The organism is Acinetobacter sp. V89_4, assembly GCF_029967875.1.
In the GTDB taxonomy this organism is placed as follows: domain Bacteria; phylum Pseudomonadota; class Gammaproteobacteria; order Pseudomonadales; family Moraxellaceae; genus Acinetobacter; species Acinetobacter oleivorans.
The window spans coordinates 118,313-132,177 of the sequence record NZ_JASCAI010000019.1 but is presented as its reverse complement, the minus strand read 5'-3'; the positions used below and the strand labels follow the sequence as shown (position 1 = coordinate 132,177).

Genomic DNA, 13,865 nt, shown 5'->3' with positions numbered 1-13,865 from the left:
TCTAAACACCCCCAACTTAACAGTTGGGGGTGTTTCTTTATGTACAGAATTAAATTGATTGATTGATTGATTGATTTTAGACAAGGAAAGTACTCCTTTAAAATCAGATTTGCATACCAAGCATGTTCTATGAATATAATAATGATGAAGTTTCTTATTTTTAGGTGTTTGCGTGAAAATTAATTCCTTCTCTTCAATACCTGAGGATGATGAAGAGCTCTCTCTTCCTGAACTAGTCTATTGGGCTTCTTTAGGTGATCTAGATCAGGTAGAGCAATTACTATTAGAAGGCCAAGATCCTAATCAGGCAGATGATGAAGGCTATAGTGCTTTGCAAGCAGCTGCTGAAAATGATCATTTAGAGATAGTTAAACTCTTGGTAGGAAAAGGTGCTCAAGTCGCTTATAAAAGCGAATATACAGCACTACAGCTCGCAGAAATGGCTGGTAATATAGACGTAGTAAATTATTTAAAAACTTTATAAAAATAAAAGGCCCCTATTTTGTTTATAGAGGCCTTTTTTAAATTTAAGATAAGTGATATTTCTGTAGTTTATCAACAATAGATTGCAGCCCTTTTACTTCAAACTCATTAGCTTCGAATTTTTTATCTTTATTGCGTTTAAAGATATCTCGTATTTCTATTACAGCATTGGGATCAATAATACTTAAACTTGAGGTGACTTGACGTATTTGGCTAATAGATCGAGAACCATTCGTTGAACCATAACCAATAAATGCAGCTGGTTTACCACTCCATTCTTTGCCTACATAGTCCAGAGCATTTTTTAGAGCTGGACTGTAACCATGGTTGTATTCTGGGCTAATAAAGATAAAAGCATCTGCTTGAGCAATTTTGTCTGCCCATTCTTGTTGTTTAGGTTGATCATAAATTCCGGTAGCGGGTGGATGAGATCCTGAAAATAGAGGTAAATCCCATTCTTTTAAATCGACTACTTCGGTTTGGAAATCGTTTAGACTCAATGTTGGAATTGTTGATTCTACCCAATTGGCAATTTTAATTGCTGTACGTCCTTCACGAACACTTCCCACGACAATATAGACCAGCATGTATTTTTCCCAAGGATTTTTATACTTATAACTTAATTCATTACATGGGTAGCTGAGAATATAGAATTTGTAAGGATTCTTATGTTATGAAAAAAATTGGATAATAAAAAAGCCCTCATTGAGAGGGCTTTTTTATTTACATGAGTTTAATGCCTTGTTGGCCTTCAGGAGTAACCTTGAATATTTCTACTTCAAAGGTAATGTTTTTCCCAGCTAACGGGTGATTAAAATCAATTTCTGTAATGTCATCATTAACTGACTTCACTACACCAAATAATGTTGTTTTTGCCTTATCTTCGAATTCAATCATATGACCAGGAATAGGGCGTTGTTCAAACTTAACTGTATCGAAAGTTTGAATATTTTCCGGATTCCATGGACCAAATGCATCTTCTGGTGGAAGATGTACTGTACGACGGTCTCCAGCACGTAAACCAAATAATGCTTTTTCAAAGCCAGGTAAAAGATTTCCGTCACCAATAGTCAAGGTAACAGGTTCTTCACGGTTACGTGTGTTATCGATTTCTACACCATTTTCAATAGCAACAGAAAAGTGTAGATCGACTTTAGAGCCGTCTGTAATACGAATTTCTTCGTTAGGTTGGATAATTTCGGTCATATTATGCATCCGAATTTTGGTTGCGTTGCTTCTCAAGGAAGAATGTATCGATGAGTAGCAAGATGGTACCTAAGGTAATGGCACTGTCCGCAATATTAAAAGCTGGAAAGTGATGATTTTGGTAATAAACATGAATGAAATCGACTACATAACCCAGGGTAATACGGTCAATTAAATTGCCTAAAGCTCCACCTAAAATTAAAGCGATGGCTACAGGTAGCACCACCATTTTTTTAGGCATACGAAGCAACCAAAATACAAAAAGGATTGAAACTAAGCCTGCTAAAGATGTGAAGAAATAGCGCTGCCATCCTCCTGCATCAGATAAAAAGCTAAAGGCTGCACCATAGTTATGTAATAGTGTCCAGTTTAAAAATGGAAGCACAGGCACTGGATCTGCGTAGTTCAGGTGTGTACTTGCAATCCATTTTGTCCATTGATCCAACACAATGGCAAGGACAGAAAGTCCAAGCCAAATGAGATTGTGTGGATAAAACTGGAATAAGCCTTTTTTAGCTTGTGAATTAGGCATATTTTCTCACTTCGCCACGACCAGTGACGTTCACAATACAACGACCACATAAACCAGGATGATCAGCATGTGTATTTACATCTGGAAGAACATGCCAGCAACGTGCACATTTTTCACCTTCAGCTGCAGATATTTGTACACGTAAGCCTTCCATTTCAGTTGCTTCACCTTGTTCAGCAAAAGGATGTACTACTACTTGAGAAGTAATAAGAACAAAACGGAGTTCATCAGCCAGTTGGTTTAAAACTGTTTGTAATGATTCATTTGCCCAAAGTTCAACTTTGGCTGAAAGATTACTGCCGACAAGTTTAGCGTTACGAGCTGCTTCAATCTGTTTATTTACTGCAGATTTTACGCTAATCAATGTTTGCCAATCTTCTTCAGAAAGCAAGTTTGCTTTTGATGAAACAGGCAAGTCATACCATTCTGAAGTAAATACATACTTTTCAGTTTGTTCTGGAATCAGTGGCCAAGCTTCTTGAGCGGTAAAGCTTAAGATTGGGCTCATCCAACGGATAAATGCTTGGACAATATGATAAAGCGCTGTTTGTGCAGAGCGACGTGCTTGTGAGTCAGCCTTAGTGGTGTATTGACGGTCTTTGATAATGTCTAGGTAGAAACCACCTAAGTCATTAATACAGAAGCTTGTTAACGCGCTACACACTACATGGAAGTTCATTTCTTCGTAAGCAGTGATAATGGTTTGTTGTACTTCATTCGCGCGTTGCAAGATGTATTGATCAAGAGCGATGAGGTCATCTACTGCTAAAGCATCTGTACTTGGTTTGAAACCATTTAGGTTTGCAAGCAAGAAACGTAGGGTATTACGAATACGACGGTAGCTATCACTTACACGGTTAAAGATTTCTTTAGACGCTGCAATTTCATAGCGATAATCGCTAGAAGCTACATATAGACGTAAACCATCAGCACCAAGCTGTTTGATGATTTCTTCAAGCGGAATGTAGTTGCCTAAAGATTTTGACAACTTACGACCGTTTTCATCCACTGTAAAACCATGTGTTAACAAGGCTTTATATGGTGCACGATTGTGAATTGCCATAGACGTTAATAAAGAAGATTGGAACCAACCACGGTGTTGGTCTGAACCTTCTAAATATAAATCAGCAGGGCTTTCTAATTCTTCACGTTGCTCAAGTACAGCGTAATGTGTTGTACCAGAGTCGAACCATACATCAAGGGTATCGCGAACGGCGTTGTATTGTTCAGCATCTTCACCTATGAAGTCTTTTGCTTCACGTTTGAACCATGCTTCGATACCTTCTTGTTCGATCAGTTGAGCAACTTCTTCGATGAGTTCAGGTGTACGAGGGTGTAATTCATTCGTATCTTTATGAACGAAGAAAGGAATTGGAACACCCCAAGTACGTTGACGTGAGATACACCAGTCCGGACGACCTTCGATCATTGATTCAATACGGTTTTTACCCCAGTTCGGTACAAACTCGATATCGTTTTCAATCGCGTTAAGCGCGCCTTCACGTAAGCCTTTTTGATCCATGCTAATGAACCATTGTGGTGTAGCACGGAAAATAATAGGAGTCTTATGACGCCAGCAGTGTGGGTAACTGTGTTTAATTGGTTGATGAGCCCATAAACGGCCTACAGCACCTAAAGCTTCAATAATCTTTGGATTGGCTTTATAGATGTGCTCACCAGCATAGATTGGAGCAGTTGGTAAATAAACACCGTTACCACCGACTGGATTGTCTACTTTAAGGTTGTATTGAAGACCTACTTTATAGTCGTCTGCACCATGACCAGGCGCTGTATGTACTGCACCTGTACCGCTTGTTGCAATAACGTGTTCGCCCAAAATCACTGGAACTTGACGATCAGTAAGTAGAGGGTGTTGTAAAGTAAGGTTTTCAAGAGCTGAACCTGTAAAGTCAGCTAAAACAACTGGGTTTTCAAGCTTGTAACGCTCAATTGCTGAAGCAACTAAGTCTTTAGCAAGAATGAAGTTCTGCTTACCGCGCTCAGTAGTTACTTGTACCAATTGATATTCAATTTCTGCATGCAATGCAACCGCTTGGTTAGCTGGTAATGTCCACGGCGTAGTCGTCCAGATCACAATATCAGTTGGATCTTGAACTTCTACATTTAAACGGGCACTTAAATCTTTAAGATCTACAACACCAAAACCAACATCAATTGCGTCAGATTTTTTATCTTCATATTCAACTTCAGCTTCAGCAAGTGCTGAACCGCAGTCCATACACCAGTTCACCGGCTTTAAGCCCGGCTGGATATGACCATTTTTCTGGATTAAGCCTAAAGTACGAACAATATCGGCTTCTTGTTTATAGTTCATGGTGAGATAAGGATTATCCCAATCACCTAAAATACCAAGACGTTTAAAGTCAGTACGCTGTAAATCAATTTGTTTTAGAGCATATTCACGGCAGAGTTTACGGAAAGTCGCTGCGTCAACTTTTTCGCCAACTTTCCCCACTTTTTCTTCAACTTTTAGCTCGATTGGCAAGCCATGACAGTCCCAACCCGGAACATAAGGTGCGTCGAAACCTGCCAAAGTACGGCTTTTTACAATCACGTCTTTGAGTACTTTATTGACTGCGTGACCTAAGTGAATTGTACCGTTCGCATAAGGAGGGCCATCGTGCAAAATATATTTTTTCTTGCCAATACGCGATGCACGAATCTGCTGATAAATGTTGTCGGTATACCACTCTTCTAACCATTTCACTTCACGTACTGCCAAATTTGCTTTCATCGCAAATTGAGTATCCGGCAGGTTTAGCGTGGCTTTGTAGTCCACTGCATTCTCAGGAGTTTGCTTATCGCTCATGCAAGTTTTCATCCAGTTTAATCAGCTAGGGAGCCGACATGTTTTACAATCAAAATTCGAATTAAAAAGGAAATTGTGTCGTGTGGTTACGGTATTGTCGTAACTGCTGCACGTCATTATCAATTCCTGCCTTAAGTGCTTCAAGCGAAGGGTAGTTCAATTCACCATGAAGATAGTGAAGGAAAGTCACCCGCATAAATAAGCCATACAGATTAGCAGAAACATCAGGGAAATGTACTTCTAATCTCCACTCAGGATGTTCTTGCTGAATGGCTGGACGTGTACCGACATGTCCAGCGCCATAGAGGCTGTTATCATGATATCCGGCAATTCCCGGTTTTTCGGGTGTATCTTGACGCACTTTTTGAGTAAGTGAGGTTGTTTCACAAATGACTTCAACACCATAAATCCCATTTAAACATGGCTTATGGCGGTTGAGGCGAACGTTAATCGTTGGAAAATCTAGAGTTCGGCCAATCTGATCGCCATATTGAACACGTCCGGTAATACTGTAAGGACGGCCTAATAATTTAGCAGCTAAGGCAAGATTTCCTACCTGAAGCACTTGGCGAATACGAGTTGAACTTACGCGTTCACCTTCAAGCTCAATCGTATGTAAATTTGTGACCCCAAATCCGTAATTTCTTAAAAATTCACTGTTGCCTTGACGGTCTTTACCGAAATGAAAGTCATCTCCTAAAACCAAAGACTGCGCGTTTAATTTATCTTTTAATAAGTCTGCAAAGGCTGACGCGCTCATACTACGGAAATGCTGATCAAATTTAGCAACTGCAATGTAATCAACCCCAAGCTCAGTTAGGTATTCAACTTTTTCTCGTAGTGAATTAATACGAGGAGGGGCATCGTAGCCTTTAAAGAATTCAAGAGGTTGTGGCTCAAAAATCATAACCAATGTTTTTAAGCCTTGTGCTGCAGCAATTTTTTTGAGTTGAGCAATCATCGCTTGGTGACCTAAATGGACACCATCAAAATTACCAATAGTTACCGCTGTTTGAGGTAACTGAAAATTGGGCGATAACGCATTAAGACGAAGCAGTTTCATGAACTTAAAATATGGCTATTTTTGCAAGGGCTATATATTGCCATAATCTCACAGATTCGTCTTGTTGTTGTGTTTTTACTCAGTTATTTTTCAACATGAATATTTGTATATCTAAAATATTGATGAATTAAATAAAAATAAATCAATTTTTCTTATTAATAGTTTGCTCTACTATATCTTTATCCACTCTTTGATTAGAGAACTAAAATGAAAAAACCCTTTTACCAATTAAATCATAGCAAAGATGTTATACGACATTTTACTCCAAATTGGTTTACAGCGACTATGGGTACTGGCGTGGTAAGTATGATTTTAATTCAGCTTCCATTTGCTCAATCATTTTTATTCACGTTAGCAACTTTGTTATGGCAATTTAATATTGTTTTATTCAGCGTTTTTTCAGTTCTTTATTTATTGCGGTGGTTTCTTTTCCCTCATGAAGCGAAGCAAATATTTAACCATCCCAATATGAGCTTGTTTTTAGGCGCTATACCGATGGGGCTCGCTACAATACTAAATGGCTTTTTAAGCTTCGGTGTGGGGCTTTACGGTGAAATTGCGATACATATTGCTCAAGCTTTATGGTACATCGATGTCTTTTTAGCACTAGCAATTGCGTGGATCGTACCGTTTTGTATGTTTAGCCGTCAGAACCATCAGCTACATACCATGACTGCAATCTGGCTTTTACCTGTGGTTGCATGTGAAGTAGCAGCAAGTTCTGCGGGTATGTTAGTAGCTCATTTACCAGCAGATTTGCATAGCTTTCATTTATTAATGGCGGGTTACGTACTTTGGGGGATTTCTGTCTTACCTGCATTCGCTATTTTGACAATTTTAATGTTACGTATGGCTTTACATCAGTTACCGGAAAAAGAAGTCGCAATTTCTAGCTGGTTGTCTTTAGGACCGATTGGTACAGGTGCTTTAGGTCTCTTATTGCTAGGAGAGCAGGCCCAAAGAGTAGCGCCAAACGTAGGATTTCACCAATTTGCGAATGTCTTTCAAGCTTTAGGAATTGTGGGCAGTCTTGTGCTTTTAGGCTTCGGGTTATGGTGGCTTGGTCTTGCAATTTTAACAACGCTTCGTCACGCAAAGACAGGTATTCCATTCAATTTGGGTTGGTGGGGCTTAACCTTTCCATTAGGCGTATTTATTCTTGCACTGTTTAATTTAGGGCATCAGGTTGAAATTGTATTTTTACAATACGTTGCTGTGGCATTGAGTCTTTTATTATTGACAATGTGGGGTGTGGTAATGAAGAAAACGCTAGCAGGTGCATATAGCGGCCAACTGTTCTTTTCTCCGTGTTTAATCGCCTTACAACAAAAAATGCAGTAATGATGAAAAGGTGCAAAAAGCTTTTGCACCTGATTTATACTTATTTTCTAATTTATTTAATTTTGATTTGAGCTTTTTGAATGAACACTGATATTGCTTTAATTATGGCACTTCCTAATGAATCTAAAGGTTTGTTTGAACAAGCAGGTGTTGAAGTCCATTACAGTGGTATTGGTAAGATTAATGCTGCCTTTAAAGCATTTGAGGTTATTCAAAAAACTGGCTGTAAAACTTTAATTAATCTGGGTACAGCTGGAAGCTCTGCATTTAATCGACATGATTTAGTCGAGGTGAAAACTTTTGTACAACGTGATATGGATGTTTCACCCTTAGGGTTTGAAGTAGGTGTAACGCCGTTAGATGATCACTTGCCAGCTGAAATTCATCTTCAATCACATTTTGCTGATTTGCCAAAAGCAATTTGTGGAACTGGAGATTCATTTGAAACGGGTCAGCCAAAAGTAGCTTGTGATGTAGTGGATATGGAAGGATATGCCTTAGCCAAAGTCTGCCATAAGTTAGGTGTACGCCTGATTTCGGTGAAATATATTACTGATGGTGCAGATGACACAGCACATGTAGATTGGGAAGAAAATTTATTATTAGGTGCTCAAAAACTTTTAGCGCTTTATCAAAATCACTTCTAAAAAAAGATCGGCAAATTTGCCGATCTTTTTTTGGTTTTAACGAGGCAATACGCCGTAGAGCATCAGGTGGACTGTATGTTCAATTGAGCGTTGGAACATGCTTCGGTTACGCAGTGTTTTTCCGGTCACCATTTCCATTTGTGTCGCAAAATCTGCATAGTTTTGCGTAAGACCCCAAATGTTTAAGATCAATAATTCCGGGTCGATATCTGGTGAAATCTTTCCTTCTTCTTGCCAAGTCTGAATGACTTTAGCTTTGCGCTTAAATAGTTTTTTTAATGGTCCTTTGAGTATAGGTAAAATATGAGGAGCGCCTTGAATGATTTCTAATGCAAACAATCTAGATGCTTTCGGTTGGCTACGAGACAGTTCGATTTTTTGTATTAAATAGTGAGATAAGGCTTCGGCTGGTTCTAATTCAGCTTCTAAAGTTTGTAAGGGAGCCAACCATTTTTGTAAAACAGTTGTGAGCACTTCTACGTATAAAGACTCTTTATTTTCGTAGTAATAGAAAATATTCGACTTATGCATGTCGGCGAGTTGGGCAATTTCATCCAGACTTGCGCCAGTGAACCCATAGACTGAAAATACGTCAAGGGCGGCAGCAAGAAGCTGATTGCGCTTTTGGGTACTCTTTTTTTGTTCCATCTGCTGCATAATTAAAAAAATAATACTCCCATTGTAAGGGAAATTGTTTGATTTGTGCACAGGTGTCTTGCTTTTTTAATCAAAAAACGGCTAGTTATTTGCGTAATAGATATACTATTGTGCAAAAAATAGAGAGATTCACTAGTTTATTGTTATTCTTAAAAATATTTTTTAAATTTCGCCCTAAAAAAGAGCAATAAAACAGCAGTTTTATTGCTCGTAAATTGGGCATTTTTCGGCTGAGCATTTCTGATTACTCATCGCAATCTTAAGTTGCCAAAACTGCATCGAGTACTTGTTGTTCAAGTTGTGCAAAAGTAATGCTCTTTTTACGCGGGCGTGGAAGATTAACTTGGAAACTTTGAGCAATCTGGCCCTTATCTAATAAGATAATACGGTCAGCTAATTGCACTGCTTCACTTACATCATGTGTGACTAAAATGGCAGTAAAACCTTGTTCTTTCCACAAGCGCTCAATCAAGCTTTGCATCTCAAGCCGAGTTAGAGCATCTAATGCACCTAAAGGCTCATCAAGCAATAAAATGCGTGGTGTATGCGATAGTGCACGTGCTAAGGCTGTACGCTGACGTTGGCCACCTGAGAGTTGAGAAGGCCATTGTCCTGATTTTTCTTTTAAACCCACTTTTTCCAGTAATTCTTCTGCTAAAGCATGTTGGGCTTTAGGTAAACCCAGTTGAACATTTTGAAGGATATTCCTCCAAGGAAGTAGGCGTGGATCTTGGAACATTACTCGAATATCATCGTTAGTAATGCCTTCACGCAAATGTCGAGCAGATTTGAATTTGATTTCTCCAAAACTGGCTTTTTCAAGTTGAGCAATTAAACGTAGTAACGTACTTTTGCCACAGCCACTTCGACCAACAATTGCTAAAAACTCACCAGGCTGGATGTGTAGGTCAAGATCTTCAAGGACCTTTACCTCGCCATAGAATTTATAAAGTTGCTCAATCAGAATCTCTGCACCTAATACAGGTTCTTGAGATTCTGTTGGTTCTTCCGGAATGAGCTGCACTTCATTCTGATTAATATTTAAATTCAGATTTGTCATGTTCTAAGCTCCCTTATTTCTGATATCCAGAGTGCCAACGTAGTAAATAGCGTTCTAAAAGCTGTGCTAAAACATCGGCCAGTTTGCCTAGTAAGGCGTACAGAAGAATACCGACCAGAACTACATCTGTTTGTAAGAACTCACGTGCATTCATGGTCATATAACCAATACCTGCTTGAGCCGAGATGGTTTCAGCGACAATGAGCAATACCCAAACCAAACCTAAAGCAAAGCGTAGACCTACTAAAATAGAAGGCATTGCACCAGGCAAAATAATTTCTTTGTAAAGCTGCCAGCGAGAAAGGCCGTAACTTTTACCCATTTCGATCAATTGAGGGTCAACTGACCGAATACCGTGATAGGTATTAATATAAATTGGGAAGAAAACACCTACTGCGACCAAGAATAATTTCGCTGTTTCATCAATACCGAACCACAAGATTACGAGTGGAATAAGTGCTAATGCAGGGATGTTACGAATCATTTGCAGAGTCGTATCGAGCAGGGTAGAGGCGAAGCGTGAAGAGCCATTAAGTAAACCTAAGAGCAAACCTAAGCCGCCACCAACCAAAAGACCAATCAAAGCGCGACCAGCACTTACCTTAACGTGATGCCATAATTCGCCGCTAACGAGTAGATGCCAAAAAGCGGAAACCACAGCAGTCGGTGCAGGCAAAATACGGTTCTCTAAAAGACCCGAGCTTGAGGCAATTTGCCAAACAACCAATAGAACAATTGGGAAAATCCAAGGCAGCAGACGCTGCCCGATTTGTTTTGTTCCACGTGAAACAATACTTTCGTCTTTGCTCATGCAGGCTCCTTGACGGAACTATTTTGCTTCTTCTCGTCTGGAACATAGTTATTGGCAATAATTTCACCGAATGGACCGGTTAAATTTGGCTGAGCAAGTTTAGCCCGAGTTTCGATTGGTAATAACGGGAAGACCAACTCTGCAAAACGGATCGACTCTTCAAGATGTGGATAGCCCGAGAAAATAAAAGTATCGATACCTAAATCTGCATATTCCTGAATGCGGGCAGCAACTGTTTCTGGGTCACCTACAAGTGCTGTACCAGCACCGCCACGGACTAAACCAATACCTGCCCAAAGGTTTGGAGATACTTCAAGTTTATCTCGGTTACCGCCGTGTAGCGCAGCCATACGTTGTTGGCCCACAGAGTCCATCTGCGCAAATTTTTTCTGTGCTGCAGCAATAGTTGCATCATCAAGATATTGGATAAGCTCGTTCGCTGCTGCCCAAGCTTGTTCGTTGGTTTCGCGAACAATCACATGCAAGCGAATGCCATAAGTTAATTTACGACCTTTAGCCTCAGCTTTGGCACGAACATGTTCGACTTTTTGTTTAACTGCTTCTGGTGGTTCACCCCATGTAAGGTAAGTATCGACTTGCTCAGCTGCAAGATCGACAGCAACGTCTGAAGAACCGCCAAACCAAAGTGGCGGATAAGGCTTTTGAACAGGTGGGTAAAGTAGTTTTGCATCATCTACTTGTAAGCGTTCACCGTGGAATGTAAAAGCTTCACCCGTATGTGAACGCGTCAAAATTTCACGCCAAATTTTTACATATTCATTGGCAGTTTGATAACGCGTTGAGTGATCTTCATATAAACCATCGCCGCGTAGTTCGGCCTCATCACCACCAGTCACTAGGTTGAGTAACACTCGACCATTCGACAAGCGGTCAAATGTTGCAGCCATACGAGCTGCCAAGGCTGGTGTTGTTACTCCCGGACGTAACGCAACTAAAAATTTAAGGTGTTGAGTTGCATCAATCAGGCTAGCCGCCGTAATCCAAGGATCTTCACATGAACGACCAGTTGGAATAAGTACACCTTCATAACCCAAATTATCTACCGCTACAGCAATTTGCTTCATATAGGCATGGTCAACCTGACGAGCGCCTTTACTTGTACCTAAATAGCGACTATCACCGTGGGTAGGAATAAACCAGAAAATTTTCATGTGCATTACCTATATGTCTATTGAAATTACTTGGCAACCCAAACAGCTTGTTTGATGCTGATTGGCTTTGGAATGATGCCTTGTTGAGTAAAGATGTCTGCGAGTTGCTGCTGCTCAGCAATCACTTTGCTGTTCAGCGGAGCGGCTGATGAGGGACGAGGACGGCGTTTAATAAATAAGTCACTGGTTGCAGGCTTCAGTCCTGTGCTTTGGCCAATGGCTGTTGCCGTTTCTGCTTGATGGCTTTGAACCCATTTGTCAGCTTGATTGATTTGTTTGATGAGCCCAGAAACAGCTTTCGGATGTTGTTTAACAAAGTCTGGAGCTGCTAAATAAAATGTATAGTTCGGGCTTAAGCCTTTACCTGATGCAAGAACACGAGCTTGATCTTCTAGTTGTGCTGAAGCGAAGTAAGGATCCCAAATGGCCCATGCATCAACAGCACCTTTTTGAAATGCTGCGCGAGCATCAGCAGGTGTAAGCCAGATCGGAGTAATGTCACTCCAGTTTAGGCCTGCTTTACGTACAGCTTGTACAAGTAAGTAATGTGAGCTCGAACCTTTTTGCAGCGCAATACGTTTGCCTTTAAGGTCTTTAAGTTGTTTTAGCTGTGAGCTTTTAGGAACTAAAATTGCTGATGCTAATGGTTTAGCTGCTTCATAGGCAATGTAATATAAAGGCTTTCCAGCTGCTTGTGCGTAGACTGGAGGGGTGTCTCCAGTAACTCCGATATCAAGGGAACCGACAGCCAAAGCTTCTAAAATTTGTGGTCCAGCAGGGAATTCATTCCAAGTCACTTTGGCATTTGGAAATTCTTGTTCAAATAGTTTTTGCTGTTTGGCAATCGCAAAGTTAATTGAACTTTTTTGGAAACCAATACGAAGTTCTTTTACAGTTGGATCAATTGCCCACGCTGGTGCTGCGATTGTTAAACCTAATACAGTGACTGCACTGATGCGTTTAGCTAATTTTGCCCACTGACTCTTATTAAATAATGACTGATGTTGCATATCGATATCCTTGTTCCCTGAGGTTAGGCACAGCATTTATATGATTATTTAAGCCGTGCCCAAGCTGGGTTTATTTCAGTTTTAAAATGGCGTCTTGAATGGTGAGCTTGTTAGGAATGAGCTTTTGCACATAAAAGGCATCAGCTACTTGTTGTTGTTCTTGTGCCACCTTGTCAGAGATTGGCTGAACTCCAAAACCCATACGTGAAATGGAAGTTTTGAGTACATCAAACTCAAGTGCTGTAGGTTTTTCGAGTAATTTGGCAGCTTCATCCTGATGTGAACTCACCCATTCAGTTGTCTGGTTAAGGGTTTGCACCACTGTATTGAGAACTTTCGGATTATTTTCTGCAAATTTACGGTCAGCTAGATAGAACTGATGATTGCTTACTAAATTTTCACCTGTTGCTAAAACTCGAGCTTGAATTTGATGTTCAGCTGCTGCAAAGAACGGATCCCAAATGACCCATGCATCTACTGCACCTTTTTCAAAGGCAGCACGAGCGTCTGATGGCGGTAAATAAACTGGTTGAATATCACTTAAGCTTAAATTGTTGGCCTCTAGAACTTTTAATAATAGGTAATGAACATTCGAACCTTTATTAAGAGCAACACGTTTGCCTTTTAAATCTTTAATAGAGTGGATAGGAGAGTCTTTTTGTACCAATAATGCTTCGGCTTTTGGCGCAGCAGGTTGGTTTGCGACATAGACTAAATTTGGATTGGCCGCTTGAGCAAAAATAGGTGGTGCTTCACCTGCTTCACCGAGTGAAACGCTCCCTACATTTAAGCCTTCAAGCAATTGAGGGCCAGCAGGAAACTCAACCCATTTTACTTGCACGCCTTGTTCTTTTAGTACTTTTTCTAGGTCACCACGAGCCTTTAAAATAGGAAGAATGCCATATTTTTGATAGCCAATATTTAAAGTTGTGGTGGCCTGTTCCTCTTTTTTGGCACAACCACTTAACATCATCACTCCTGCAAGGCTGGCTGCGATGACTGAATATTTTGCCCATGAAGTGGTGTTGAAAAGTGCCATGAGATTTCGTGCTC

The 13,865-nt window shown here is 40.2% G+C and carries 14 protein-coding genes; 3 read left to right on the top strand and 11 right to left on the bottom strand.

Annotated elements, in window-relative coordinates:
- Positions 1 to 172 precede the first annotated feature (172 nt).
- Positions 173 to 484: an ankyrin repeat domain-containing protein gene (locus QLG01_RS07505; protein WP_282496155.1), complete on the top strand. Its 312-nt coding sequence runs from the start codon at positions 173 to 175 to the stop codon at positions 482 to 484.
- A gap of 43 nt (positions 485 to 527) precedes the next feature.
- Here the strand turns inward: QLG01_RS07505 and QLG01_RS07500 are convergent, their stop codons facing one another.
- The 5 genes from QLG01_RS07500 to ribF all read right to left on the bottom strand — a co-directional run bounded on the left by QLG01_RS07500 (position 528) and on the right by ribF (position 6,114).
- The gene (locus QLG01_RS07500) at positions 528 to 1,070 is read right to left on the bottom strand and encodes an NAD(P)H-dependent oxidoreductase (RefSeq protein WP_282496154.1); all 543 of its coding nucleotides are present in this window, start codon (positions 1,068 to 1,070) and stop codon (positions 528 to 530) included.
- A 136-nt stretch (positions 1,071 to 1,206) separates the two neighbouring features.
- Positions 1,207 to 1,689 carry a peptidylprolyl isomerase gene (locus QLG01_RS07495; RefSeq protein ID WP_004640310.1) on the bottom strand — a complete coding sequence of 161 codons (483 nt, stop codon included), beginning with the start codon at positions 1,687 to 1,689 and terminating at the stop codon, positions 1,207 to 1,209.
- 1 nt (position 1,690) lies between these two features.
- The gene (gene lspA, locus QLG01_RS07490; RefSeq protein ID WP_003655819.1) at positions 1,691 to 2,221 is read right to left on the bottom strand and encodes a signal peptidase II; all 531 of its coding nucleotides are present in this window, start codon (positions 2,219 to 2,221) and stop codon (positions 1,691 to 1,693) included.
- On the bottom strand, positions 2,214 to 5,051 hold the full coding sequence (gene ileS, locus QLG01_RS07485) for an isoleucine--tRNA ligase (protein WP_111856273.1): 2,838 nt from the start codon (positions 5,049 to 5,051) through the stop codon (positions 2,214 to 2,216). The genes lspA and ileS overlap by 8 nt, the downstream gene beginning before the upstream one ends.
- A 61-nt stretch (positions 5,052 to 5,112) precedes the next feature.
- Positions 5,113 to 6,114, bottom strand: a complete 1,002-nt coding sequence (ribF, locus tag QLG01_RS07480) for a bifunctional riboflavin kinase/FAD synthetase (protein WP_282496153.1) — start codon at positions 6,112 to 6,114, stop codon at positions 5,113 to 5,115.
- A gap of 207 nt (positions 6,115 to 6,321) precedes the next feature.
- On the opposite strand from ribF, the gene QLG01_RS07475 reads away from it, so the two are divergent.
- Complete coding sequence (locus QLG01_RS07475; RefSeq protein WP_199987972.1) at positions 6,322 to 7,455, top strand: TDT family transporter; 1,134 nt, start codon at positions 6,322 to 6,324, stop codon at positions 7,453 to 7,455.
- Between the two features lie 80 nt (positions 7,456 to 7,535).
- On the top strand, positions 7,536 to 8,102 hold the full coding sequence (locus QLG01_RS07470) for a 5'-nucleosidase (protein WP_013199285.1): 567 nt from the start codon (positions 7,536 to 7,538) through the stop codon (positions 8,100 to 8,102).
- A 36-nt stretch (positions 8,103 to 8,138) separates the two neighbouring features.
- Here QLG01_RS07470 and QLG01_RS07465 read toward each other — a convergent pair whose 3' ends face one another.
- The 6 genes from QLG01_RS07465 to QLG01_RS07440 all read right to left on the bottom strand — a co-directional run bounded on the left by QLG01_RS07465 (position 8,139) and on the right by QLG01_RS07440 (position 13,851).
- Positions 8,139 to 8,759 (bottom strand): TetR family transcriptional regulator C-terminal domain-containing protein, encoded by a 621-nt coding sequence (locus tag QLG01_RS07465; RefSeq protein WP_013199284.1) that lies wholly within the window; start codon positions 8,757 to 8,759, stop codon positions 8,139 to 8,141.
- Between the two features lie 259 nt (positions 8,760 to 9,018).
- On the bottom strand, positions 9,019 to 9,819 hold the full coding sequence (locus QLG01_RS07460) for an ATP-binding cassette domain-containing protein (protein ID WP_005308903.1): 801 nt from the start codon (positions 9,817 to 9,819) through the stop codon (positions 9,019 to 9,021).
- A gap of 13 nt (positions 9,820 to 9,832) precedes the next feature.
- Positions 9,833 to 10,630 (bottom strand): aliphatic sulfonate ABC transporter permease SsuC, encoded by a 798-nt coding sequence (ssuC, locus tag QLG01_RS07455; protein ID WP_005308906.1) that lies wholly within the window; start codon positions 10,628 to 10,630, stop codon positions 9,833 to 9,835.
- The gene (gene ssuD / locus QLG01_RS07450) at positions 10,627 to 11,802 is read right to left on the bottom strand and encodes an FMNH2-dependent alkanesulfonate monooxygenase (RefSeq protein ID WP_005308909.1); all 1,176 of its coding nucleotides are present in this window, start codon (positions 11,800 to 11,802) and stop codon (positions 10,627 to 10,629) included. The genes ssuC and ssuD overlap by 4 nt, the downstream gene beginning before the upstream one ends.
- Positions 11,803 to 11,828: 26 nt before the next feature.
- Positions 11,829 to 12,812, bottom strand: coding sequence for a sulfonate ABC transporter substrate-binding protein (locus QLG01_RS07445; protein WP_282496152.1), 984 nt, complete (start codon positions 12,810 to 12,812; stop codon positions 11,829 to 11,831).
- Positions 12,813 to 12,882: 70 nt separating this feature from the next.
- A complete protein-coding gene (locus tag QLG01_RS07440) occupies positions 12,883 to 13,851 on the bottom strand; it encodes a sulfonate ABC transporter substrate-binding protein (RefSeq protein ID WP_013199282.1) in 969 nt (322 codons plus the stop codon).
- Positions 13,852 to 13,865 lie beyond the last annotated feature (14 nt).